Annotated in this window: 23 protein-coding genes and 1 pseudogene; 16 read left to right on the top strand and 8 right to left on the bottom strand. The window is 55.4% G+C overall.

The annotated features are described in order from the left end of the window. Positions 1 to 2 precede the first annotated feature (2 nt). From FDK21_RS00120 to betI, 5 genes are all read right to left on the bottom strand, one after another. Positions 3 to 920 carry an ABC transporter substrate-binding protein gene (locus FDK21_RS00120; RefSeq protein ID WP_114010620.1) on the bottom strand — a complete coding sequence of 306 codons (918 nt, stop codon included), beginning with the start codon at positions 918 to 920 and terminating at the stop codon, positions 3 to 5. 96 nt (positions 921 to 1,016) lie between these two features. Then, positions 1,017 to 1,901, bottom strand: coding sequence for an AraC family transcriptional regulator (locus tag FDK21_RS00115; protein WP_114010619.1), 885 nt, complete (start codon positions 1,899 to 1,901; stop codon positions 1,017 to 1,019). 833 nt (positions 1,902 to 2,734) lie between these two features. Beyond that, positions 2,735 to 4,390 (bottom strand): choline dehydrogenase, encoded by a 1,656-nt coding sequence (betA, locus tag FDK21_RS00110; protein WP_138147102.1) that lies wholly within the window; start codon positions 4,388 to 4,390, stop codon positions 2,735 to 2,737. Further along, the gene (gene betB / locus FDK21_RS00105) at positions 4,390 to 5,844 is read right to left on the bottom strand and encodes a betaine-aldehyde dehydrogenase (protein WP_210238692.1); all 1,455 of its coding nucleotides are present in this window, start codon (positions 5,842 to 5,844) and stop codon (positions 4,390 to 4,392) included. Before betB ends, betA begins: the two co-directional genes overlap by 1 nt. Before the next feature lie 12 nt (positions 5,845 to 5,856). Further along, positions 5,857 to 6,519, bottom strand: a complete 663-nt coding sequence (gene betI / locus FDK21_RS00100) for a transcriptional regulator BetI (protein ID WP_210238651.1) — start codon at positions 6,517 to 6,519, stop codon at positions 5,857 to 5,859. 112 nt (positions 6,520 to 6,631) lie between these two features. On the opposite strand from betI, the gene FDK21_RS00095 reads away from it, so the two are divergent. From FDK21_RS00095 to choV, 3 genes are all read left to right on the top strand, one after another. Next, positions 6,632 to 7,552: a choline ABC transporter substrate-binding protein gene (locus tag FDK21_RS00095; RefSeq protein WP_138147099.1), complete on the top strand. Its 921-nt coding sequence runs from the start codon at positions 6,632 to 6,634 to the stop codon at positions 7,550 to 7,552. Between the two features lie 138 nt (positions 7,553 to 7,690). Further along, a complete protein-coding gene (gene choW, locus FDK21_RS00090; protein ID WP_114010614.1) occupies positions 7,691 to 8,527 on the top strand; it encodes a choline ABC transporter permease subunit in 837 nt (278 codons plus the stop codon). Continuing rightward, a complete protein-coding gene (gene choV, locus FDK21_RS00085) occupies positions 8,524 to 9,561 on the top strand; it encodes a choline ABC transporter ATP-binding protein (RefSeq protein WP_138147098.1) in 1,038 nt (345 codons plus the stop codon). Before choW ends, choV begins: the two co-directional genes overlap by 4 nt. Positions 9,562 to 9,698: 137 nt before the next feature. On the opposite strand, the gene uxuA is transcribed toward choV, so the two are convergent. Then, complete coding sequence (gene uxuA, locus FDK21_RS00080; RefSeq protein WP_138147097.1) at positions 9,699 to 10,898, bottom strand: mannonate dehydratase; 1,200 nt, start codon at positions 10,896 to 10,898, stop codon at positions 9,699 to 9,701. Positions 10,899 to 11,122: 224 nt separating this feature from the next. Between uxuA and FDK21_RS00075 the strand changes: the two genes are divergently transcribed. The 6 genes and pseudogenes from FDK21_RS00075 to FDK21_RS21050 all read left to right on the top strand — a co-directional run. Next, positions 11,123 to 11,818 carry a GntR family transcriptional regulator gene (locus FDK21_RS00075; RefSeq protein WP_138147905.1) on the top strand — a complete coding sequence of 232 codons (696 nt, stop codon included), beginning with the start codon at positions 11,123 to 11,125 and terminating at the stop codon, positions 11,816 to 11,818. 34 nt (positions 11,819 to 11,852) lie between these two features. After that, positions 11,853 to 12,833, top strand: a complete 981-nt coding sequence (locus FDK21_RS00070) for a C4-dicarboxylate TRAP transporter substrate-binding protein (RefSeq protein WP_114010611.1) — start codon at positions 11,853 to 11,855, stop codon at positions 12,831 to 12,833. 173 nt (positions 12,834 to 13,006) lie between these two features. Continuing rightward, positions 13,007 to 13,537 (top strand): TRAP transporter small permease, encoded by a 531-nt coding sequence (locus FDK21_RS00065; protein ID WP_114010610.1) that lies wholly within the window; start codon positions 13,007 to 13,009, stop codon positions 13,535 to 13,537. A 3-nt stretch (positions 13,538 to 13,540) separates the two neighbouring features. Beyond that, positions 13,541 to 14,821 carry a TRAP transporter large permease gene (locus tag FDK21_RS00060; protein WP_114010609.1) on the top strand — a complete coding sequence of 427 codons (1,281 nt, stop codon included), beginning with the start codon at positions 13,541 to 13,543 and terminating at the stop codon, positions 14,819 to 14,821. Between the two features lie 194 nt (positions 14,822 to 15,015). After that, on the top strand, positions 15,016 to 16,398 hold the full coding sequence (locus FDK21_RS00055) for a mannitol dehydrogenase family protein (RefSeq protein WP_210238650.1): 1,383 nt from the start codon (positions 15,016 to 15,018) through the stop codon (positions 16,396 to 16,398). An 81-nt stretch (positions 16,399 to 16,479) separates the two neighbouring features. Next, positions 16,480 to 16,669, top strand: a pseudogene (locus tag FDK21_RS21050) (oxidoreductase); the annotation flags it as partial. A 978-nt stretch (positions 16,670 to 17,647) separates the two neighbouring features. Here the strand turns inward: FDK21_RS21050 and FDK21_RS20860 are convergent. Beyond that, on the bottom strand, positions 17,648 to 17,938 hold the full coding sequence (locus FDK21_RS20860; RefSeq protein ID WP_246657459.1) for a hypothetical protein: 291 nt from the start codon (positions 17,936 to 17,938) through the stop codon (positions 17,648 to 17,650). A 33-nt stretch (positions 17,939 to 17,971) separates the two neighbouring features. Between FDK21_RS20860 and FDK21_RS00040 the strand changes: the two genes are divergently transcribed. From FDK21_RS00040 to FDK21_RS00010, 7 genes are all read left to right on the top strand, one after another. Further along, entirely contained in the window at positions 17,972 to 18,235 is a 264-nt protein-coding gene (locus FDK21_RS00040; RefSeq protein WP_114010595.1) for a chaperone NapD, read from the top strand. A gap of 12 nt (positions 18,236 to 18,247) precedes the next feature. Then, positions 18,248 to 20,749 carry a nitrate reductase catalytic subunit NapA gene (gene napA, locus FDK21_RS00035; protein ID WP_138147094.1) on the top strand — a complete coding sequence of 834 codons (2,502 nt, stop codon included), beginning with the start codon at positions 18,248 to 18,250 and terminating at the stop codon, positions 20,747 to 20,749. Between the two features lie 38 nt (positions 20,750 to 20,787). Continuing rightward, on the top strand, positions 20,788 to 21,618 hold the full coding sequence (gene napG, locus FDK21_RS00030; protein WP_138147093.1) for a ferredoxin-type protein NapG: 831 nt from the start codon (positions 20,788 to 20,790) through the stop codon (positions 21,616 to 21,618). Beyond that, a complete protein-coding gene (napH, locus tag FDK21_RS00025) occupies positions 21,615 to 22,535 on the top strand; it encodes a quinol dehydrogenase ferredoxin subunit NapH (protein WP_138147092.1) in 921 nt (306 codons plus the stop codon). Before napG ends, napH begins: the two co-directional genes overlap by 4 nt. A 21-nt stretch (positions 22,536 to 22,556) precedes the next feature. Then, complete coding sequence (locus tag FDK21_RS00020) at positions 22,557 to 23,000, top strand: nitrate reductase cytochrome c-type subunit (protein WP_114010591.1); 444 nt, start codon at positions 22,557 to 22,559, stop codon at positions 22,998 to 23,000. A 26-nt stretch (positions 23,001 to 23,026) separates the two neighbouring features. Then, a complete protein-coding gene (locus FDK21_RS00015; RefSeq protein ID WP_138147091.1) occupies positions 23,027 to 23,740 on the top strand; it encodes a NapC/NirT family cytochrome c in 714 nt (237 codons plus the stop codon). Positions 23,741 to 23,850: 110 nt separating this feature from the next. Then, positions 23,851 to 24,363, top strand: a complete 513-nt coding sequence (locus FDK21_RS00010; RefSeq protein ID WP_114010589.1) for a DUF2478 domain-containing protein — start codon at positions 23,851 to 23,853, stop codon at positions 24,361 to 24,363. A 192-nt stretch (positions 24,364 to 24,555) separates the two neighbouring features. On the opposite strand, the gene FDK21_RS00005 is transcribed toward FDK21_RS00010, so the two are convergent. Beyond that, the gene (locus tag FDK21_RS00005) at positions 24,556 to 25,311 is read right to left on the bottom strand and encodes a glycosyltransferase (protein WP_138147090.1); all 756 of its coding nucleotides are present in this window, start codon (positions 25,309 to 25,311) and stop codon (positions 24,556 to 24,558) included. Between the last annotated feature and the right edge of the window lie 215 nt (positions 25,312 to 25,526).

Raw genomic sequence — 25,526 nt, 5'->3', positions numbered from 1 at the left:
GATTACCAGCTGAAGCCTTTGGCATTCTTGGCGTCGATCACACGAACGTCGATCGGCACTTCAGACGGTACAACGCGAGCACCCCAGAGCTGGGCCAAAGCCATGCCCAAACCGACGCGGATCTGATCGCGTGGGAACTGAGCGGTGGTTTCGATGAATGGCGTGCCATTGTTGATGGCGTCAATGGCTTCAGGCGCACCGTCAACCGAGGTCAGCTTGATGTCGCGACCCGATCCCTGAATGGCAGCCAGCGCACCCATGGCACCACCGTCATTGACGGAAAAGATCCCTGCCAGTTTCGGATGGGACTGGATCATATTCTCGACAACACCAAGGGCAACCGAACGGTCCTGGCGGCCATTCTGTGTATCGACCAGTTTGATATCGGCAAATTCACCCAGTGCGGCTTTGCAGCCTTCGACGCGTTGCAGGATCGGCACCACCGGGATACCATCCAGAATGGCCACTTCCCCTTTGCCACCCAGAGCCTCAGCCATATATTTGCAGGACATGTAGCCTGCATCGCGGTTTTTGGACCCAACGAAGGTGTCAACCGGACCATTGGCGTTGGCATCCACTGCCACGACGATGGCACCCGCTTCCTTGGCCATGGTCACAGCGGCTTCGATGCCGGCGCTGTCGGTCGGGTTCAAAAGGAGGATATCAATATCCTGCTGCAACATGTCTTCCACATCGGAAAGCTGTTTGGCGACATCATGACCCGCATCGGTGACAACCAGATCAGCATTCAGCGAAGCCGCAGCTTCTTTCAGCGCTTCATGCATGGAAACGAAATAAGGGTTGTTCATTTCCTGAAATGTCATGCCGATTTTCAATTTGCCGTCAGCGGCAGCAGACATCATGGTCGAAGCCATCAGGCCAAGAGCGGCGACCGATACGGTTTTCAGTAGTTTCTTCATCTGGGTTCCTCCCGTTTGTGAAGTGGGCAATACTTACCCGTTTGCGCAGAGTGTTATTCTGCGACATGGTTGAAATCAAAAGCGTTTTTAAAAAATCTACCCTGTCATACGGACCACATTATTCGCCGCAAAAGAGGTTCGGAATTCCGACGGGGACATCCCCTTGAGCTTTTGGAAGTGTCGGTTGAAGTTGGACAGGTTGGCAAAGCCGACATCGTAACAAATGTCAGCGATGCGAGCGTCGACGTCCGACAGCAGCATGTGACAGGCCAGATCGATCCTGAGCTGGTTCTTGTAGCGCACCAGCGTCATGCCCGTATGGCGCTTGAAGGACCGCGAGAAGGAGCTTTGGCTCTGCCCGGTCAGGTCCGCAAGATCCGCTTCGGTGATCGGCTTGGTCAGATTTTCCCGCAGGAAATGGATCGCCCGATTGATGCCCGTATCATCAGCCCCGCCCATTTCCAGCTGGAAGTTGAGGCTGGCAAGAACTTGCGGCTCCGGCGCCCGAAGCAGTGTGTCGACGATCTCGCAAAACAGGGCAATCCGCTTGATCCCCGTTGCATCCACCAATTGGCTGAGCACAGGCTCGATCGAATTGCCGGTCTCGTTGTCGAACAAAAGGCCACGTTGGCTCCGCTCAAGCATCGGACGGAAAGAGGCCATTTCAGGAATGGCATCCATGGCATCTTCGATGAAGGGTTCGGAGAACTGGATGACCTGACTGCGGCGATGGTGAAAGCTGCCTTCGGGAATCTCGCTGATCCAGTTTTGCGGCAGATAGGGACCGGTCATGACGAGCTGGCCAGGCTTGAACTGGCCGATATGATCGCCGACATAATATTTGCCGGACGTCGAAACAACGAGATGAATTTCATATTCCGGGTGATAATGCCAGCGGACAGTGCGGAATGGATATCCGTGCTGCCAGGCGGCAAAAGACTCACCTTTTCGAATATGCACCAACTCAAGATCTGGCTGCATCCTATCCTCCCATTAACGCCAATCCACCCCCTCCCAAGGGTGCAAACGATCGTCGTCTTGTCAGCGAGTATAGGTCAGATATTTCCAATAACTCCACATCACTACGGAGTTTTATATAATACTTTTTTGACCAGCCATTGTGAATATTGGCATAGGCGATCCGCGCAAGCCATTATAAAACATGAACTTTTCAAGAATAATTAACCATTGAAAATCAGAAACTGTCGTCAAAAACGGGAGATTTTGGCCAAATCAGACCGAGGCTGAGGTTAAACCCTGCCCAGAAAAGAGCTTGGGCGCTCTTTGATATGCAAATTTACCGTACGCAGTTTCCGACATGCGTTCGATACTATTTTAACATTCCAAGATGCATCTTATCCAATTTTTCGTTGCATTGAGGATATTATGTCGCAGCTGAATTTGGAAATAGCTGTTCAAAACCAAACGTGCTTGAAAAACATGGCGGACAAGTGATCCACCTCAATGGGTTGGGCCCCATCACAATAGGGATATGAGCTCCTCTATCCGATGCGGCGGACGTCTTTCGTCGACACAAGTTCGAGCCTGGACGAGCCGATAGTCCCTACTGACAATCATGGATAGTATCATCCCATCTAATGCCAACCTTTTGACACCAAGTGTCAAAAAACCATCAGGCCGAAGGGTAATCGGGCTATAGACGCCCCGAAATGAAGGAGGAAAAGGCGGAGAAACCACCGCGATCTTGTTGATCGCGCCTGTCCAGTGAAAAGATGAACCATCTTTCTGCCTGACTGGCCGACAAGATCCCAAGGCGCGTCTGTGTTTTTTGCGCCTTGGGAAAGGGCGTGGAACTATCGCTGGCTGGTCTGCCAATCTGGATGGATCCAGGCTTGGCTTTCATCGCGCGGCAACATCTGGCCAAGGATATGATCGGCCGCTTTCTCGCCGACCATGATGGACGGGGCGTTGAGATTGCCATTGGTGATTTGCGGGAAGATGGAGCTGTCTGCCACCCGCAATCCATCAACCCCAATGACCTTGAGATCCGGGTCGACAACCGCCATCGGATCGTCTTTCGCTCCCATCTTGCAGGTACCGCAAGGATGGAAGGCACTCTCTACATGCTCACGGATAAAGTCATTGAGCGCCTCTTCAGACGTGACCTCTGCACCGGGCTGGATTTCCTTGCCGCGATAGGGTGCAAAGGCCTCCTGCCCGAACAGTTCGCGGGTCAACTCAATGCAGGTGCGGAAATCGCGCCAATCCTCTTCATGCGACATGTAGTTGAACAGAATTTTCGGATCCTGTCGCGGATCTGCAGAACGCAAGGTGACTTCGCCGCGGGATTTTGACCGCATCGGCCCGACATGGGCCTGAAAACCATGGCCTTCGGCAGCCACCTGCCCGTCATAGCGCACAGCGATGGGCAGGAAGTGGAATTGAATGTCGGGATATTTCACCCCGGCGGCCGTGCGGACAAAAGCCCCGCTTTCAAACTGGTTCGACGCGCCCAGTCCGGTTTTGGTGAACAGCCATTGCGCACCGATCAGCGCCTTGCCAATCAGGTTCCAGTATTTGAACAGGGTGATCGGCTGGATACAGGCCTGCTGGATATAAAGCTCCAGATGATCCTGAAGATTCTTGCCGACACCGGGCCGGTCCGCAACGATGTCGATATCATGCGCCGCCAGCTCCGCCGCAGGGCCAATGCCGGACAGCATCAACAGCTTGGGCGAGTTGATGGAGGATGCAGCGACGATAACCTCGCAATTGGCATGGATCACTTCGGTCTGGCCGCGCCGGTGGACTTCGACGCCCGTCGCCTTGCCATCCTCAATCACAATTTTCTGGGCAAAAGCCTTGACCAGTTCGCATTTACCGCCTTGAAGCGCAGGCTTGAGATAGGCCTTGACGCAAGACCAACGGGTGCCTTTCCAGATATTGGCCTCAAGCGGGCCAAAGCCCTCCTGCTTCTCGCCATTGTAATCCGCGGTCATTTGATAGCCAGCCTGACGACCGGCTTCTTCAAAGGCGGAAACCAGCGGATTGTCGCGCGGCCCCCGCGAAACATGCAGCGGGCCGTCCTTGCCACGCCAGTCGGCATCCCCCCCATGGCCACCGGAATGCCATTGCTCCATGCGTTTGAAATAGGGCAGCACATCCGCATAGGACCAACCAGACGCGCCATTCTCGTTCCAATCGTCATAATCACAGGCATGACCGCGCACATAAACCATGCCGTTGATCGACGATGTGCCACCAATGATTTTGCCCCGAGGCGTCACAAGCGACCGGCCACCCAGATGGGGCTCAGGCTCGCTTTTGAAGCCCCAATCGTAAATGGGCATGTTCATGGGATAGGACAGAGCAGCTGGCATCTGGATAAAGGGACCAATATCCGTGCCACCCTGTTCGATGACGATCACCGATTTGCCTGCTTCGGCAAGCCGATAGGCCGTCGCACTACCGGCAGAACCGGACCCGATAATTACATAATCCGCGCGCATCAAAAGGGAGCCTCCGTATCACCAAGACAGACATAAACCGACTTCAACTGGCTATAATGCTCAATCGCGGCCTTGGAATTTTCACGCCCGACACCCGACATCTTGACGCCACCAAACGGCGCCTCGACCGGGGTCAGATTAAAAGTGTTGATGTAACAAGTCCCGGCTTCAAACCGCTCGACAACGCGGTGAGCCCGGGTCAGATCACTGGTAAAGACGCCTGCCGCCAGACCGAATGCGGTCGCATTCGCCCGATCGACAACCTCCTGTTCATCCCGGAAGGACAGAACAGACATGACGGGTCCGAAAATTTCTTCCCGCGCGATGGTCATCTCATCGGTCACGTCAGCGAACACCGTCGGCTCGATATAATAACCGGCCCCGTCAATGGCCTTGCCACCGGCGACCAAGGTTGCACCTTCTTCAAGGCCTCTGTCGATATAGCCCAGAGTGATCGCGCGTTGACGCTCTGAGACCATCGGCCCGATGGTGGTTGCCTCATCCATCGGATCGCCGATGATGGCCAATTCCATCCGTTTGGACAGGCGAGCCAGAAACACATCCTTGATGGACTCGTGCACGAAGACACGGGTCGAATTGGAACAAATCTGACCGGTCGAATAGAAATTGCCATTGATCGCAGCGGACACCGCATTGTCCAGATTGGCATCATCGAAAATGATCAGCGGCGATTTGCCGCCCAGCTCCATCGTGGCATGTTTGAGCCCCGAAGCCGCGCTGGCATAGACCTTCTGCCCCGTGGGCACAGATCCGGTCAGCGACACCTTGGCAATGCGCGGATCTGCCACCAAGGCCGCGCCGACATCCCCATAGCCTTGCACCACATTGAACAGGCCAGCAGGGGCACCGGCCTCGATCAGGATCTCGGCCAACTTCAAGGCAGAAAGCGGGGTCACTTCGGACGGCTTGAAGATCATCGCATTGCCGCAAGCCAAAGCCGGTGCGGCTTTCCAGCAGGCAATCTGAATCGGATAGTTCCAGGCACCGATCCCGACACAGACCCCAAGCGCTTCGCGGCGCGTATAGACAAAGTCACCCCCGGCAACCGGAATATGCTCGCCGGTCAACGTGCCTGCGAGGCCACCGAAATATTCAAGCGCATCCGCACCGGACGCTGCATCGGCAACAAGGGTCTCCGACAAAGGCTTGCCCGTGTCATGGGTCTCGATTTCCGACAGCTCACGATTGCGCTCACGCAGGATCTGTGCGGCACGGGTCAGAACCCGGCCCCGCTCTGTGCCAGACAGTTTTGCCCACATTTTCTGAGCGGCCTCAGCGGCAACAATGGCCTGTTCGACAATCGCGGTGGAGGCGCTGTGAACCTGCGCAATGGTCTCGCCGGTGGCCGGATAGACCACCTCGATGGCAGCTCCGGTGGAGTCTTCACAATATTGCCCATCCACAAAGTGGCTGGCTCTGGGCTGATAAGCCAATGTCATATAAGTCTACTCCTGTCCCCCGACCAACGGGGGCTTGGCAATGGGAGCCATCGGGCTTGGGTCGGCCTCATCGATGGATATTTCCTCATTTTCGTGAATCTCGGTGCACTCGGCCGCGATGGCCCGCAAGACATGCTCAGACGCCGCCTGATTGTCGTCTGATGACGTATCCAGCGCATAGCGCAAATAGAGACCATCAATCAGACCGCCAATGCGTCGGGCGACATCCGGTGCAGTCTCGCCGATCAGGGGGCGCAAATTGTAAACCAGATTGCTGTGCAGCCGCCTTTGATAGATATAGAGCAACCGCCGCGCGGCCGGGGATCGCAAAGCCAGCGAATAAAAGATCAACCAGGCATGGATGGCTTCCTTGGTAAAATTGCGATTGTTGAAACTGGCCCGCGCAATAGACGCAAGGCGCTCTTGCGGCGTGCGGGCTTCAGCCAGTCCCCGTCGCACATCCTGACCATAGCGCGTCAGAATGTGCGCCATGGCTGCCAGAAACAGGCTGTTTTTGTCCTTGAAATAATGAAAAGCCAGACCTGATGACACACCTGCGCTTTTGGCAATCTGACTGGTGGTCACATCCAGCGACCCAACGGCGGCGACCTCTCGTATGGTCGCAGCAATCAGCTCTGCCCGTCGTTCCTGTTCGCTTTTTCTCGCCAATGCCATTATCCTGCAAAGTGGGTTGCAAATTTCTTCTAGCCTGTTATTTATTAACCAGTCAATCAATAACTATCAATAGTCACCATCCACACAATTGAAAGCGAGACCTTCCATGAAACTGGCTGTCGCCGCCTCCATCTTTGCCCTTTCCACTGCTTCAGCTTTTGCCGATTGTTCCACAGTGACATTCTCAGATGTTGGCTGGACGGACATCACGGCAACCACTGCAGCCACGTCCACGGTTCTCAATGCAATGGGTTACAAGACCGACACCCGCGTCCTGTCGGTGCCAGTGACCTATGTTTCTTTGCAGGAGGGAGACGTTGATATTTTCCTCGGCAACTGGATGCCGACCATGGAAGCCGACATCAAGCCCTACCGCGAGAAGGGAACGGTTGAGACCGTTCGTGCCAACCTTGAAGGCGCGAAATACACCCTCGCGACCAATGCGGCAGGCGCCAAGCTTGGCATCACGGATTTTGCCTCTATCGCCAAATTCTCCGATGAACTGAAGGGTGCCATCTACGGCATCGAGCCGGGCAATGACGGCAACCGCCTGATCATGGACATGATCGAAAAAGATGCCTTTGGCCTCAAGGATTTTAAGGTGCGTGAAAGCTCCGAGCAGGGCATGCTCAGCCAGGTTGGCCGTCTGAGCAAACGCGACAAGCCGATTGTCTTTCTGGGCTGGGAACCGCATCCGATGAATGCCAACTTCGATCTCACCTATCTGTCTGGTGGCGACGACTATTTCGGCCCGAATTTTGGTGGCGCGACCGTCTATACCAACGTCCGCGCAGGCTATGTTGCGGAATGCCCCAATGTTGGTAAACTGCTGACCAATCTGGAATTCTCCCTTGCCATGGAAAACGAGATCATGGGTGCAATCCTCAATGATGGCGAAAAAGCCGAAGACGCGGCAGCAAAATGGCTCAAAGCCAATCCAGCCGTTCTCGATGGCTGGTTGGATGGTGTTAAGACCATCGATGGCAAGGAAGCCCTGCCCGCCGTCAAATCGGCTCTGGGCCTCTGATACCAAATCATCACCAAGCCCCGCTTCGTGCGGGGCTTGTCATATCCGGCCGGAGATCTGCAACAGCGCACTTGCCACAGCAAGAAATCGCATCATTGCAGTCAATCAATCCTCCCGCTGAAAGAAGGAACCCCTATTGTGGACTGGCTCTATGAGCATAAAATACCCGTCGGCGATGTCGCGAGCGCAATCTTTGAATGGGTGCGCACCCATGCCGAAGAGGGACTAGATCTCCTTTCTATCTTCCTCGAAACCATCATTGACACCATCCTCTGGCTGCTGAACGCCCCCCACCCCCTTATCGTGATAGCCATTTTTGTCGCTCTGACATGGCTTTTCCAACGCAACTGGAAGACCTGCCTGTTGGTCGGTCTTGGCTTTCTCTTCATTCTCAATCAGGGATACTGGCAGGAAACGACCGAGAGTCTGACCCTTGTCCTGACATCGTGCAGCGTCTGCATGGCCATCGGCGTTCCCATTGGCATCATGGCCGCCCACAGGCCGCATTTCTACGCCATCCTGCGCCCCATTCTTGACTTGATGCAGACCTTGCCGACCTTCGTCTATCTGATCCCGGCGATTGTCTTTTTCGGCATCGGCATGGTGCCCGGCCTGATCTCGACGGTGGTCTTCGTCCTGCCCGCCCCCATTCGCCTGACCCAACTGGGTATTTCCTCAACCCCGGACAGTCTGGTCGAGGCCGTGCGCGCCTTTGGTGGCTCGAACCGGGATGTCCTGTTCAAGGCCGAAATTCCCCATGCCATGCCGCAGATCATGGCGGGCCTCAACCAGACCATCATGCTCGCCCTCTCCATGGTCGTCATTGCTGCGCTGGTCGGTGCGGACGGACTGGGCGTGCCGGTGGTCCGCGCCCTCAATCAGGTCAATACCAGCCTTGGCTTTGAAAGCGGCTTCATCATCGTCGTTGTCGCCATCATTCTCGATCGCATGCTGCATAGGAAAAGTGACCAATGACGCCCGCAATAAAATTCGACAATGTGTCGATCGTGTTTGGCGACCATCCCGAGCAGGCCCTGCCCTTGATGGACGAAGGCTTGGATCGCAACAGTATTCAGGAACAGACCGATCAGGTCATGGGCGTCCATGATTGCTCCTTTGAGGTTCATCAGGGTGAAATTTTTGTCCTGATGGGCCTGTCCGGCTCGGGCAAATCGACCTTACTGCGCGCAGTGAATGGATTGAATCCTGTGGTGCGCGGTGCGGTGCATGTGGATGACGGAGGCTCCATCATCAATGTCACCGCAGCTTCGCCAAGGGAACTGCGTCATATCCGTAGCAACCGCATTGCGATGGTATTCCAGCAATTCGGCCTGCTGCCATGGCGGAGCGTGGTGGAAAATGTCGCACTGGGGCTGGAACTGTCCGGCATTCCGAAGAAACAGCGCCGAGAAAAGGCAATCGAGCAACTGGCGCTGGTCGGACTTGAAGACTGGGCCGACAGTCAGGTCGCCGAATTGTCCGGCGGGATGCAACAGCGCGTTGGCCTTGCCCGCGCCTTTGCCACCGACGCGCCTATTCTGCTGATGGATGAGCCTTTTTCGGCGCTTGATCCCCTGATCCGCAACAGACTGCAGGATGAATTGCTCGACCTGCAAGAAACTCTCAAGCGCACCATTCTGTTCGTCAGTCACGATCTCGACGAAGCCTTCAAACTGGGCAACCGCATCGCCATTCTGGAAGGCGGACACATCGCCCAGATCGGGACGCCGCGCGAGATCTTCTCAAGACCGGCCGATAATTATGTGTCGGACTTCGTCGCGCACATGAATCCGCTCGCCATTTTGCGTGCCAGTGACGCCATGAAGAAACCGCAAGCCGAAAGCTACGAAGAAACCGTCCCGGCAGAAACCCTGCTGGCCGACATGCTCGACACGCTGGCAAACAATGACAACCCGATCGGTGTCGTCAAACATGGCAACATCGTTGGTGAGCTGACGGCAACCAAGGTGTTGAGATTCCTAGCCGGTCATCTGAGCGACGAAGGGTAACGCCCCGACCTCCCATCAGATGCGGATGGCGGGATCAGACATGGCCCTGACAACCAATAAACCCCGCACCCTTTATCATGAAGGGTGCGGGGTTTTTCAATCATTTACCCAAGCGACAGCAAAGAATGTCCTGTGGATCAACCATGCTCCAGCGCAACCATGATGCCACGCAACTCGGCAAGGCCTTTCAAGCGACCGATCGCCGGATAGCCCGGCTGGGCCTGACGCTTGAGATCATCGAGAATATCGAGCCCGTGATCTGGACGGAACGGAATGGACCAGTCCTTGCGCCCCTGCGCCCGCCGTCTTTCTTCCTCGGCCAGAGCAGCCTTCATCAAGGCAACCATATCCACATGCCCCCCCAGATGCTCGGCCTCGTAGAAGGAACCTTTGATATCACTGCTTTCCAGCACCACATTGCGCAGATGTAAGAAATGCACCCTGTCGCCTAGGCGTTCCATCATGCCCGGCAGATCATTATCCGGCCGCGCGCCCAGAGACCCGGAGCATAGCGTGATACCGTTGGCGGGAATATCGACTGCATCCATCAGATATTTGTAATCCGCTTCCTTCGACATGACCCGAGGCAACCCCAACAAGCCAAAAGGCGGATCGTCCGGATGACATCCAAACCGCATGCCAAGGCTCTGGGCAAGTGGCGCGATTTCTTCAAGAAAGTCGACAAAGTTGGAGCGCAGTCGCTCTTCCGAGATCCCGTCATATTCAGCCAGATTCGCCCGGACCTTTTCCATCGACGGGGCTTCTGCATCGCCGGGCAAGCCAAAGATAATGGATTCGGCCAATTCGACCTTTGCCGCATCATCCAGCTTGGCAAACCGCTCTTTCGCTGCTTCGATCACGTCTTCGGGAAAATCGTCCTTCGCACCTTTGCGCTCCAGAATAAACAGATCAAACGCCGCGAAATCGATGAAGTCAAACCGCATGCATGTCGCACCGGTTGGCAAGCGGTAGGCCAGATTTGTTCGCGTCCAATCCAGCACCGGCATAAAATTGTAGCAGATGATCTCGATGCCGGCGTCAGCCAGATGCTTCATGCTCTGCTTGTAATTGGCAATATGGGTGCGCCAGTCGCCTTTCTGCTTCTTGATATCCTCGGAAACCGGCAGGCTTTCCACCACGTCCCAAGCAAGACCGGAGGCCGAGCCATCCGAGCAACGGGCGATCAATTGCTGGCGCTTGGCGATTTCCTCGGGTGTCCAGACATCGCCGTTCGGGACGTGGTGTAACGCGCTGACAACGCCCTCTACGCCTGCCTGCAGCATATCCTCGATCATTACTCGGTCCTGCGGACCAAACCAACGCCACGTCTGACGCATTTATGCCTCCTGCTCTGTCTTGTTGGCACCCTCAAAAGTCAAAATTCCTTTCAAGCTTTTTGAGGGGGCAAGTGCATTCGAAACGGGCTAGAAAGGCAGAGATGCAAAAAGGAGCCACGCCGGGCTTCGAATGAATACAAGATTCGTAACACAGCCAACGCCGGTTGACAAGTATGGTGGTATACCGGTATGGTGGTTAGCAATTGGAGGACCTAATGACATCGATGGATATGCTCGAACAGACAGAGATTGACCTGCGCTTGCCCGTGGCACCGCAGATCCATCAGATTCTGCGACAGCAGATTATCTGCAATCAACTGTCACCGGGGAGCCGCATGTCGGAAGCCGAACTGGCAACCGGATTTGCCGTCTCCAGACAACCTGTTCGCGAGGCCTTCATCAAGCTTGCCAATGACGGCCTCTTGAATGTCTTGCCAAACCGCGGATCCTTTGTGCGCAAGATCTCCATCAATGCTGTGATGGATGCGCGCTTCGTGCGTGAAGCGATTGAAGCTGACATCGTTAAACTTGTTGCTCAAGAGCATGAAGCCAGCCTCGACCGCACGCTTGGTCGACAGATTGCCCAACAACAAAAGGCAGTCGAACAAGGTGATCCTGACGCCTTCATCGAACTCGATGAACTGTTCCATCAAACCCTCGCCGAAGCCGCCAAAAAGGCTGGAGCCTGGGCCGTTATTCAAAGCCAGAAGGCACAGATGGATCGTGTTCGATATCTCAGTCTTGGCCAGCAAAATATAGCAAAGCTGGTCGAGCAACATCGTGCAATCACGGTCGCTATTGCCGATCGTGATAGCGCAACTGCAGAGCAGGCCATGCGCACTCACCTACGGCGGATCATCAATGATCTACCAACAATTGCGCAACAAAAGCCTGAACTATTTGAGCCTGGGGGCAACTGACCCCCGATTACCAATCAACAGGGAGGGAAACCTGATGAAACAGAAAACACTTGGCACACTCATTCTCGCAGGTGCAATGGCCAGCTTGCTTGGCTCGACAGCCATGGCTGCAGATTACACGCTGAGCATCAATACGGCGCTTGCCACGTCTGATCCTCTCTACAAAGGTCTGGAAGCCTTCCAGAGCAACATGAAGGAAGCCTCTGAGGGTCGTCTGGAAGTCAAACTCTTCCCGAACTCCCAGTTGGGTCCTGATGAAGACGTGCTCGAACAGGCCCGCGCTGGCGCTCCTGTTGCCGTGATTGTTGATGGTGGCCGTCTTGCGGTCTTCCAGAAAGAACTCGGCGTGCTTGGCGCGCCTTTCCTCGCATCCGGCTATGATGGCATCCGCAAGGTCGTCACCTCTGACTTGTTTGAAGAATGGGTCAAGAAACTGCATGACAATTCCGGCCATCAGATTCTCAGCTTCAACTGGTGGCAGGGCGAACGCCACTTGCTGACCAACAAGGAAGTCAATGTACCAGCGGACCTCAACGGCATCCGCATGCGCACGCCAGGTGCCCCTGTCTGGACCGGCACCATTGCTGCCATGGGCGCAACGCCAACCCCGATGCCTTGGGGTGAAGTCTATTCTGCTCTTTCCGCCAACGTGATCGATGGCGCAGAAGCCCAGTTCCCGGCCATCGTCGGCGCGAAACTCGACGAAGTCATCACCCACGTCACCAAAACCGGTCATATCAACCTGATCACCGGCATGGTCACCTCGGCTGACTGGTATGACAGCCTGCCAGCAGATCTGCAGAAAATCCTGCGCGACGAAGCCTTGAAGGCAGGTGATATCGCCTCTTATGGCACCCAGGATGCCCTTGCTGGCATCGAAGAAGCCCTCACAGCCAAAGGCATCTCCGTCCGCGCCGTCGACGTGACCCCATTCAAGGACGCCACTGCCAAGGTTTATGACGATCTGGGTTATGGCGACCTGCGTGACACGCTTCGCGCCATGGCGTCAAAATAATCCTCCCGCAGACTTGAACCAGCGGCCGCCGCGAAGTTTTCCTTCGCGGCGGTTAGAGTATCGCCATCCTGTCGAGCCCGATAACGTGGCCATAGGGAGCGCGTTCAAAACACCATCCGGGATTGCGTGCCAAATCAGCGAAGACACCGATCCCGTAGAAAGGCGAGGCAGTCATGCCGGGTTTTCTGGGAAAAATAGAATTTGCCGTGGGAGCAATCCTGTTGGCCATCATCACGGTGCTGGTCTTCATCGCGGCAGTCATGCGCTTTTTCGGCCATCCGTTGATCTGGTCGGTGGATCTGGCCCAATTGCTGTTCATTTGGCTGTGTTTTATTGGCGCGACGCGTGCCATGCGCGAGCGTGTTCATCTGGGTGTTGACTATCTGGTCCGCCTCTTCCCGTTTGGTCCACGCAGGCTGATTGAAACGGCGTTGGCTCTGGTCTTTATCGGCTTTTTGCTGCTGTTGGCCAAAGAGGGATATCGCTTGACCATGCTCAACTGGCAGCGGATTTTCGGGGATTCCGGCCTTTCCTATGCCTGGGTGACCATTGCCGTCCCCGTTGGCTCGATCCTGCTCTCCATTTCAATCCTGTCCAATCTGATCATCTCCTGGCGATCGGGGCCTGAAAATCAGCAGCTTATCTTCATTCGCAAATCCTCCGCCCAAGACGCTGCGACAGACAAGACATCAACGGAGCTCTGAGCCATGGCCTTGATTGCATTTATCTTCTTTCTGTTGATGATCCTCGGCGCCCCGGTGGCTTTCGCCATTGGCATTTCCGGCTTTGTCTTCTTCCTCACCTCCGATGTGATGCCTGTATCCATTGGTGTTCAGAAAATCGCCACGGTATCCCAGAGCTTCCCTCTTCTCGCGGTGCCTTTCTTCGTGCTGGCGGGTCACCTGATGAATGAGAGTGACATCACCGAACGGTTGTTCCGCTTTTCCAAGGTCGCCCTTGGCTGGATGTCCGGTGGCCTGGCTTTGGTGTCGATCTTTCTCTCCACACTGATGGGCGGTGTGTCCGGCTCAGCGGTGGCCGATGCAGCCATGGAGGCCCGTATTCTTGGGCCTCAGATGCTCGCCAACCGCTACACCAAGGGATACACGGCCTCCGTGATCGCACTCAGTTCGCTGATCACCGCAACCATCCCGCCATCCATCGGACTTATCCTGTATGGCTATGTCGGGCAGGTCTCCATTGGTCGTCTGTTCCTTGCGGGCGTGGTTCCCGGCCTCTTGATGATGTTGTTCCTGATGGTTGCTGCCTTTCTGATCGCCAAGAAACGCAACTATGTCATCGATGCCGCGGAGAAACCCACCGCGCGCGACGTCGGCGTGGCAGCATGGGACGCCAAATGGGCCCTGCTCTTTCCGGTCCTGCTGATCATTTCCATCCGCGGCGGCATTTTCACCCCGTCCGAAGTCGGGGCCTTCGCGGTGGTTTATGCCATTGCTATCGGCCGTTTCGCCCATGGCATCATGACCTTTGAGGCCGCCAAACGGGCCTTTGGCCATGCACTCAGCGACATTGGCATGATCATGTTGATCATTCTGATGAGTGGCATGATCGGCTTTGCCATCATCTTCATGCAGGTGCCTCAGTCGGTTGCTGGCTTCCTGCTCAGCTCGATTTCCGAGCCGCATCTAATCGTTGGTGTCATTCTGATCTTTCTGCTGATCTCGGGCCTGTTCTTCGAGAGCACCATTCTTGTGCTGTTGTTGACCCCGATCTTCGTGCCGGTGATCAAGAGTGCCGGGGTCGATCCGGTCCATTTCGGCATTCTGATGATGACCATCGTCACGCTTGGCTCCATGACACCGCCCGTCGGGGTGGCCATGTTCACGGTCTGCAGTCTGCTCGACACGCCAATTGATGAATATGTCAAGGAAAGCCTGCCCTTCCTGCTGGCAATCCTGTGTCTGGTCCTGCTGTTGCTGTTCGTTCCAGAAATCGTGCTTTTCCTACCCAATTGGGCCTTTGGCTAGAGCCCCATTGAGAACCCTCCCTTAAGGTGAGGAGCAGATTTCCCGTTTGATGTGTCTACAGGCATCACAAACGAGTTGGCTCCTCGCCCCCTTTTTTTTGCGAGCCTCACCCCATGACAAGCCTCCCCTTCCCCCAAAATCCAAATCCTGATGTTGCATTGCCAGACTACGACCGATCTTCCTTGGCCGTTCGCATGTGTCATATCGGCTTCGGCGCCTTCCATCGCGCCCATCAGGCCGTCTATACCGACCAGTTGATCGGGATGGGCGCCACCAACTGGGCCTATCGGGAAATCGAACTGATGGGACCGACCGCACCACTCAATGCCCTGAAGAGCCGCGACTATCTCTATAGCGTCGTTGAGAATGGCGCAGACAACCGCAAAGCCCGGGTCATCGGATCTGTCATCGATCATCGCCACATGGCCGATTGCGGCCCCGAAGCCATCATCGAGGCCATTAGCGAAGACCCGATCGAGATCGTCTCGATCACCGTGACGGAAAAAGGCTATACGCTGGCTTCCGACGGCGGTCTGGATGTCGACAATGCCATGGTCAAGGCCGATCTGGCCGACCCTGAAAATCCCAAAACCGTAATCGGCGTTCTGACTGCCGGTCTTGCCTGCCGCCGCAAGGCAGGCAAAAAGCCTTTCACCATCCTGTCCTGTGATAATCTCCCGTCCAATGGTCACATGGTAAAACGTGCCGTGCTTGACTTCGCCGCCGCCATTGATGCGGATCTGGCGACATGGATTGAAGCCGAAGCCCGCTTCCCCTCCACCATGGTCGACCGGATCGTGCCTGCCATGACACCGGAAAGCCACAGCATGCTCGCAGATGTGCTAGGCTATGAGGATCCGGCTGGCATTTTGTGCGAGCCATTCCGCCAATGGGTCATCGAGGACGATTTCGTCTCCGGTCGCCCGGATTGGGACAAGGCGGGCGCAACCTTCACCAAGGATGTGCTACCCTTTGAGAATATGAAGCTGCGGATGCTCAACGGCTCCCACTCTTTCCTCGCCTATCTGGGTTATCTGGCAGGCCATGAGACCATCGCGGACACGATGGGAGATCCGGTCTTCAAAAAAGCCGCCCGTGATCTAATGGTGCTGGAACAGGCACCAACACTCGAGGCTCCGGGTGACGTCAATCTGGAAGATTATGCGGATATCCTGATCGCTCGTTATTGCAACCCGTCGATCCGACACCGGACCTGGCAGATCGCCATGGATGGTAGCCAGAAACTGCCTCAGCGCGCGCTTGAATCCATCGCCCACCATCTCGATCACGGCACCCCCTTCCCACGACTGGCAATGCTCGTGGCAGGCTGGATGCTCTATGTCAGCGGCACCGATCTGAACGGTCAGCCAATCGAGGTATCAGACCCGATGGCCGACAAGCTCAAGATCCTTGCCAAGGGAGACGGAGTCGAAGCAATTGTCAGCGATCTGATGCAGAAGACCGGCATCTTCCCCCAAAAGCTGGCGGACAATGCAGCATTGAAGTCCAGCCTGATCGACGCCTATGAAGCGATCCGGCAACAGGGCGTCAAGGCAGCGATTGCCGCGCTTGGATAAAGGCAAGCAGAAGCCGCCAATCCTGTTGCTCCCCAAAAACAAAAAACCGCCGCGAGCCAAAGTTCGCGGCGGAAGTTGGGAGGGGTGCAGATCCATGCAGCCCATGGCTTTCTGCTGAGCCAATTCCGGTCACCGCCCTTCACCAACCGCATCGACGATGCATGGCGGCTCTCTTGCCAACCGCATGCGCCTGCTTCTGAAAAACATCGAGACAGTTCGCAGCGCAGTTGGCAGTCGCTTCCCCGTCGCCCTCAAACTCAATTCCAGCGACCAACTCGAGGGCGGCCTTTCAGAGCAAGAGGCCGTGACGACAGCGCCTATGAAGACATTTGGCAGGCCATCAAGGCTTACGATGAACGCGACGATGAGCGCACCAGAATATGGTTGAAGCATTTCTGCCAAGGACAATAACTGGCGCGGGTGTTGGACGATACCCAGCCCATCAGCAAGGTCCCAAGCATGCCCCAGCAAAACCACTTAAAACACCCTTTATACTCCAGCCAGATCCCTTAATGGACATGATGAAAAATATGCCTTTTTTTTCATCATTTCTGAATCTAAGATGATTAATTTTTGATCACCAGTAAAAGGCTATGCGCAGGATTTGCCAGACAGATTTCACAGACTGAAGCATGATCTTCAGTGCAACAGGCAAAGAAAGCTTGAAGCTGGAAAAACGCATCCCGCAACGCGCTTTGAAAATTTGGAAATCATCGATCAACAAATCCAAATAAATGGAAAAATTGTTAGCGCTTATCGCAACAATCAGAATTTTTGACCGTTTTCTGTCAGCCGTGACCGCCTTTCGAAAAATGCAGGTGAACGCAACTTGCAACCCGCCGAAATAGGTTACGCCCTATTTTTGTACGAAATAACTGAAAAAATCAGATCGCCAAGTCTGCCCATAATTTCAGCAAAAATTGCACCTCTTATACTATTTTACTAGAGATCATAGAGGTCTGATTTTTCAAAGTAATTCGGAAATAACCAGAGCCAAGAGGATTTTTGATTAGCTCACATTAACAAAAATCAATTTTCGCAGTTGGGGCTGGTGGTATGGCTCGCAACGGGAGGACCGGCCCGTATGCAGGACCAAATCAGCAAAAGAGCTTTCTTTCGCGGAAAGCTCAAGGCCGCAATATCGTTGCGACCACCCGGAGCGGTGGAGCAATTTGCCGAGCTTTGCACGCGATGCGATGCATGCCTCGCGGTCTGTCCGACCGGGATCATTGGCCGTGATCCAGAGGGATTACCCAAAGTCGACCTGAGCAATGGTGCCTGCCTGTTCTGTGGGGAATGCGCCGAGGCGTGCGAGCCGCAAGCGATCTTGCCCGCAACCAGTTGGGCAATCCGCGCCAAGGTGAATGCCACCTGCCTTTCCTTCAATGGCGTCATGTGCCGCACCTGTGAGGATCATTGCGATCATCAGGCCATCCACTTTCATCTCATGACCAGAGGACGGTCCGTCCCGACCATCGATCCCGACAGGTGCACCGGCTGCGGCGAATGCGCTGCCCCGTGCCCATCCCAGTCCATTCAATTTTACGAACAACCAAGCCAGCGAGGATAGTCCATGTTTAACATTTGCGGATGCCTCGTCCATGTCATGCCCGCTGAGGCCGATCGGGTGATCGGCGCAATCGAGGCTATGGCTGGATGTGAGGTCCATGCCCATGAAGACGGACGCCTCGTCGTCACGGTCGAAGACATCGGGGACCAGAAGGCCTCGGACACGATCATGGCCATGCACCAAATTCCAGGCGTGCTGACCATCACTCTCACCTATCACCATTTCGAACCGCTCGGCCCACAAGAGGCTGCGGCTTCTGCACTCTGAGGAGGCACAGACATGACACTTGACACCACCCGTCGTAATCTTCTGAAAGCAACTGCTGCCACCGCGACTGCGTCAGCCGCTGGCATCGCTTTGCCACAGGCCGCAAGCGCCCAGATTGGCCGTCCGGACATCCGCTGGGACAAAGCGGTCTGCCGCTTCTGTGGCACCGGCTGCTCGGTTTTGGTCGGCACCAAAGAGGGCCGCGTGGTCGCAACGCAAGGGGACCCGGACGCACCGGTCAACCGGGGCCTGAACTGCATCAAAGGCTACTTCCTGTCCAAGATCATGTATGGCAAGGACCGCCTGACCACCCCGATGCTGCGCAAGAGCAACGGCGTCTATGACAAGAATGGTGAATTCACCCCGGTTTCGTGGGATGAAGCCTTTGATATCATGGCCGAGAAATGGAAAGCAGCCCTGAAAGACAAGGGCCCGGATGGTGTGGGCATGTTCGGCTCTGGCCAGTGGACCGTCTGGGAGGGCTATGCCGCATCGAAATTGATGAAAGGCGGCTTCCGTTCCAACAATATCGACCCCAACGCCCGTCACTGCATGGCGTCCGCCGTCGCTGGCTTCATCCGCACCTTCGGCATCGATGAGCCAATGGGCTGCTATGACGACCTTGAGCATGCAGACACCTTCGTGCTCTGGGGATCCAACATGGCCGAGATGCATCCCATTCTCTGGTCACGCCTCACCGACACCCGTCTGACCAAGCCGGGTGCCGAGGTGCATGTGCTGTCCACCTTCGAACACCGCTCTTTCGAGCTGGCCGACAATGGCATGATCTTTGTGCCACAGACGGATCTGGCGATCCTCAATTACATCGCCAACTATATCATCCAGAACAATGCGGTGAACTGGGACTTCGTCAACGCCAACGTCAACTTCACCAAGACCAACACTGACATCGGCTATGGCCTGCGCCCCGAGCATGCCTTGGAACAGGCCGCTACCAACCCGGCTCACGAAGGCAAGCACGGCAAACTCGAGAAGATCTCGTTCGAGGAATACAAGGAATATGTCTCCGAATATACCTTGGAGAAAGCGGCAGAACTGTCCGGTGTGCCGGCTGCCAAGCTGGAACGGCTGGCCCAGCAATATGCTGATCCGAACCGCAAGGTGATGTCGCTCTGGACGATGGGCTTCAACCAGCATACCCGTGGCTCTTGGGTCAATTCCCTGATGTATAACGTCCATCTTTTGGTCGGAAAAATCGCCGAGCCCGGCAACTCGCCTTTCTCCCTGACCGGCCAGCCTTCTGCCTGTGGCACGGCGCGTGAAGTCGGCACCTTTGCCCACCGTTTGCCCGCTGATCTTGTGGTGGCCAATGAAAAGCACCGCACCTATTCAGAAGAAAAATGGAAGCTGCCAAAAGGCCTGCTCAATGGCAAGGTCGGCGCTCATGCCGTGCTTCAGCATCGCCTGCTGAAAGACGGCAAGATCAACGCCTATTGGGTGCAATGCACCAACAATATGCAGGCCGCGCCGAACATGAATGAGGAAGGCTATCCCGGCTATCGCAATCCGGACAATTTCATTGTCGTCTCGGACCCTTATCCGACAGTTACCGCCTTGGCCGCCGACCTGATCCTGCCAACCGCCATGTGGGTCGAGAAGGAAGGGGCCTATGGCAATGCCGAGCGCCGCACCCAATTCTGGCGCCAGCAGGTCAAGGCTCCCGGCGAGGCACGCTCCGACGTCTGGCAGGTGATTGAGTTTTCCAAGCGCTTCACCGCTGAAGAAGTCTGGCCTGCCGAGATTCTCGATGCCAACCCCGATTACAAGGGCAAGACCCTGTATGAGATTTTGTTTACCAACGGACAGGTCGACAAATATCCGCTGACTGAAACCGCGGAAGGGTTCGACAATGACGAAAGCGAGTATTTCGGTTTCTATGTCCAGAAAGGCCTGTTTGAGGAATATGCCGCCTTTGGTCGCGGCAAGGCCCACGATCTGGCACCATTTGACACCTATCACAAGGCCCGTGGTCTGCGTTGGCCGGTGGTTGATGGCAAAGAGACGCTCTACCGTTTCCGCGAAGGCTATGACCCTTATGTGAAAGAAGGCGAAGGGGTCAAATTCTACGGCAAGCCCGATGGCAAGGCGAACATCATTTTCGCTCCGTTTGAGCCAGCCGCCGAGGAACCGGATGAGGATTATAACCTCTGGCTGGTAACGGGCCGCGTGCTCGAGCACTGGCATTCAGGTTCCATGACCCGGCGCGTGCCAGAGCTGCATCGCTCCTTCCCGAGTGCGGTTGTCTTCATGCATCCCGAAGATGCCAAGGAGCGGGGCTTGCGGCGCGGACAGGAGATCACCATCACAACCCGCCGCGGCGAAGTGAACAGCCGTCTGGAAACCCGTGGTCGCAACAAGATGCCGCGCGGCCTTGTCTTCTTCCCTTGGTTCGATGAAGGCCAGTTGGTCAACAAGCTGACGCTGGATGCAACCTGCCCGATTTCCAAGGAAACAGACTTCAAGAAATGCGCCTGCAAAGTCGATCGCGCCTGATCCCTTGACGCCAGATCTTTTGACCTAAGAGAAACACCATGTCCACCAACGCGAAAAAATCTGCCAACCCGGACCGCCGTCGCTTCCTGACCGAAGTGGCCCGCGGCTCGGCAGGCTGTGCGCTGGCGGGCATGGGACTGGCCTGGTTGACAAAAGAAGCCCAAGCTTTGCCCACCACAGCCATCCGACCGCCCGGCGCTCTGGCGGAAGAGGCGTTCCTTGCCGCTTGCGTCCGGTGTGGTCTGTGTGTTCGTGACTGCCCGTATGACACGCTGACACTGGCCGAGCTTGGCCGCGATGCAGCAGCAACGGGCACGCCCTTTTTCACGGCAAGGACCATTCCTTGCGAGATGTGCGATGACATTCCCTGTGTCGTGGCCTGCCCGACCGGAGCACTGGATCCGGCTCTCGACGTGATTGATGACGCGGATATGGGCGTTGCCGTACTGATTGATGAGGAGCATTGCCTCAACGCCTTGGGATTGCGTTGCGATGTCTGCTATCGCGTTTGCCCGCTGATTGATGAAGCCATCACGCTCGAACAATCCCACAATGCCCGCTCCGGCCATCATGCGATCTTCATGCCCACGGTTCATGCTGACAAATGCACCGGCTGTGGCAAATGCGAGAAATCCTGCGTCCTACCCGGAGAATCCGCAATCCGGGTGCTGCCGACCAGACTGGCACGGGTGGAACCGGCCGAGCATTATCGTCTTGGCTGGGAAAATCGCGAGAAAATCGTCGATGAACTGATCGATCTGCCAGATCGACTGCCCGGTCCGGGAACCGACAATCTCAAGGCGCCCGGCGGCTTTGAACAGGAATTCAAGCCGACCTTCTCCTTGCCACAGGGGAGTAAGGGGCAATGAGCGCAAAAACCCAAAGCCCGGTCGGATCCGAAGCCATCGAATTGAAGGGCTGGCTCGCCGCCCACAAATATCTGCTTCTGCGTCGCACCACCCAGTTGCTTTTCCTAGCCCTGTTCCTGATCGGTCCATGGTTCGGCATCTGGTGGGTCAAGGGCAACCTTGCTGCATCGATGACGCTCGACATCCTGCCATTGGCTGACCCCCTGATGCTTCTGCAGTCCGCACTGGCTGGCCATTGGCCGGAACAAACCGCCCTTGTCGGGGCGCTGATCGTGGCTGTGACCTATGCACTGATTGGCGGGCGCGTCTATTGCAGCTGGGTATGCCCGATCAATATTGTGACCGACGCATCCCATTGGCTGCATGACTGGCTGGGCTTGCCCAAAGGCTGGCAGCCAAAGGCCAACACGCGCTATTTCATGCTGACCGCGATCCTCATTGCCTCGGCCATGGCCGGAACGCTGGCCTTCGAACTCGTCAACCCCATCACCATGCTCCATCGTGGACTGGTTTTCGGGCTTGGCTTTGCATGGACCTTCGTGATTGGCATTTTCCTGTTCGATGTCCTGCTGGCCCGGCGGGGCTGGTGCAGTCATCTGTGTCCAGTCGGGGCCTTTTACGGCTTGCTTGGCAGCAAGGCCCTGCTACGCGTGTCCGCCACCGACCGCGCCGCCTGCGACGATTGTATGGATTGTTTCGCGGTTTGCCCGGAAATGCATGTCATCACGCCCGCCCTGCGTGGCAGAAGCGAAGACACACCCATCATCCTATCCCGCGATTGCACCAATTGCGGGCGCTGCATCGACGTCTGTTCGGTGTCTGTTTTCCAGTTTACCCATCGATTTGACCAACGCCCCAGCCCGGGGCGGACCTCAGGAAAATCCAAACTTGCGCATAAGGCGACAGAAGCTGCCTAACCAGGCGAAGGAGGAAGAGAAATGAAACAACATAGCCTTATCGGCATTCTTACAGTGTCTATTTCGCTCGCACTGGGCAGCTTTTCCATTGCACAGCAGATGAACAAACCAGGCAAGGTGGAAAGCTTGCGCGGTGCAGCGCTTGACGAGCAACCGCCAGCGGAACAGGTCTTCCATCAAGATGAAAACCGATTTGTTCGCAACTATCGCCAGCAGCCACCGCTGATCCCGCACACCATCGCCCAATATCAGATTGATCTGGCGGCCAATGAGTGCCTGTCCTGCCACGACTGGACCAACGCCGGCGACCGTGGCGCCCCAACCCTGTCCATGACCCATTATCTGGACCGGGAAGGCAACCAGCTGGACACCATCGCCGGCACCCGCTGGTTCTGCAACCAATGCCATGTGCCACAGGCCAATGCCCCAGAACTGGTTGAAAATACCTTCGGGAAATCCAACTGACGCACCGCTTGTAAGGAACATTGAACATGGCTGATCAAGATAACCATGCCCAAGATAACCAGGCCGGGAAAGCGGGCTTCCTCAAACGCCTCTGGCGGTTCGTCTCCAAACCCTCGGTCTCCTATTCACTTGGCTTTTTGACCATTGGCGGCTTCATTGTCGGGATTCTGTTCTGGGGGGGCTTTCACTGGGCACTGGAACTCTCCAACACCGAGAGCTTCTGCATCTCTTGCCATGAGATGGAAGACAATGTTTATGCCGAATATCAGGGCACCATCCACCAGAATAACCGCTCCGGCGTCCGTGCCACCTGCCCGGACTGCCACGTTCCCAAGGAATGGGGAGCAAAGATGATCCGCAAGATTCAGGCCTCCAAGGAGCTCTATGGCCACTTCATCACGCGCTCTATCTGGACAGAGGAGAAGTTCAAGGCGGAGCGCATCAATCTGGCCACCCATGAATGGGCACGCATGAAGAAGAATGACAGTCAAGAATGTCGGAACTGTCACGCCTTTGATTTTATGGACTTCACCATGCAGGAAAATCGGGCAGCCGATAACCACCAGAAGGCGCTTGATGACGGCATGACCTGCATCGATTGCCATCAGGGCATTGCCCATGATCTGCCGCCCGACTATCTCGACGCCTATCGCAAGCTTGTTGCTGATATGGTCAAGAATGGCGACATCGAGCCACAGAAGCGCGACATCGAAGACGCCAAGGCTGCCATGAAGAAGTGATTTGAAGCCGATCGATCAACCAATGCCGGGGCGCTGGGGAACCCACTCTGCGCACCGGACCCGCCTGACCGCCCTTCACGCCCCAGCAATCGCCCAAGAGATCCCCTTCGATGACCATCGCCTATATTCGCAGCCTGCAACGCGGCGGCACCAATGAGCTGTTTGATCTTTTCGCCCATCACCTGCTGGCGCAAGGGTTTCGCGTTGTTGGCACCATCCAGACCAACACCCCGCGCCCCAAAAGCCATAAATGCGATATGGATGTGCGCATTCTGCCCGACGGTGACATCATCCGGATTTCGCAAGATCTCGGACCAAACTCGCGGGGCTGCCACCTCGATCCATCGGCGCTGGAAGAGGCTGTGATGCAAACCACGGCCCGCCTCGATCAGGCCGATCTGCTGATCCTCAACAAATTCGGCAAACAGGAAGCCCAGGGACGCGGCTTTCGTGACGTGATCGCACAGGCTGTCATGCAGGACATTCCCGTGCTGGTCGGTGTTAATGACCTCAATCTGGCGGATTTTCTGACCTTTTGCGGTGATGAAGCTGTTGAGCTGCCAACGGATCGCGAGCATCTGTTCAAGTGGGGCGACGCATTAAAGCTTCCCCAGAACAGCTGATTGACTTCACAAGGATACGCAAAAACCAACAAGGCCACAAAGACGCCAAAACAATCAATAGTCAGCCAATATCGGCTCACCCTCTAGCCCTTGAAGCCATCAAGGAGAAGGAACAAAAACCAGCAATGGATTGACCTTCTACCCGGACCACTCAAAGGGATCTGATCAAAATAGAAGCGCCAATTCAACAAGTTAAACGTCATGCCCGAGTTTTCGTTGAAGCCGTTTGACGCGCTTCATGACCGAGCGCTTCATTCTTTGAGGCAGTGTTTTTGCCCGAATTGGCTGTTCAGGGTCATCAACATGCTGGCCATCGCCGATGTGGTAACATGAACCCGGATCCAGAAACGCCACCATGAGACCATCTCGTTTCATTACAATGCTTATGCGCTCTTCCGTTACATATTCTGCATAGGGGCCATACTTTTTCCAAAGACTGAGGCGGGTGAGGCTAGGGTTAAAGGAAAAACTGAGCCATTCAGGATGGATATCCAAGGGCATCAATGCATAGGAGACGCCATCAACTTCCTTTCGGAGGCAGTTGTCCTGAAAGCGCTGCTGAAGATCTGAGATTTTCCGAACACATACAACGCTGACATCCGGTTCAGCCTCGAGCACCTTCATGCAGGACGGAATCGTATCTTCTCCACCGAAAAGCCAATCATCCTCACCATGAAAAATAAATTCAGTATCAACGCCCTGATACAGCTTGTCGATCGACTTCATTTGCCCCAGTTGCGTATCGTTTAGAATAACCTCGATATCAGGATAGTTTTCTTCCACCCAAAGCTTCACTTCCAAACTATTCGCGTCATCTATAACAAGCATTCTGCTTAAGTTATTTGTATGGGATGGGACAAAACTATCCAGTGTTCTTGCCAAAAGATCCTTACGCCCACAGCTTGTAACGCACAGCGTAATTTTTCCTTTAGCTTCACCTTGCTTCATCTTACTAAGCTCCTGAATTATATACCATCTACCGAATGAAGCGGTTGATGCGGTTGTGTTTCTGTTCTATACCACATTCAAACAAATTACTAAGAGCCAGATTTAAAAGTAGTTGAGCGATATCAATAGGTTGTGATTCAACCGTCTTTGATGAGAAGATGGAGGGTCATATGCCTTGGGATGATATCGCTCGGGTTCAATATAACCGGGATAAG

Source organism: Cohaesibacter sp. CAU 1516 (assembly GCF_005771485.1).
In the GTDB taxonomy this organism is placed as follows: Bacteria; Pseudomonadota; Alphaproteobacteria; order Rhizobiales; family Cohaesibacteraceae; genus Cohaesibacter; species Cohaesibacter intestini.
Note: the sequence above shows the minus strand (reverse complement) of the source record. Positions and strands in the feature narration are given on the sequence as shown.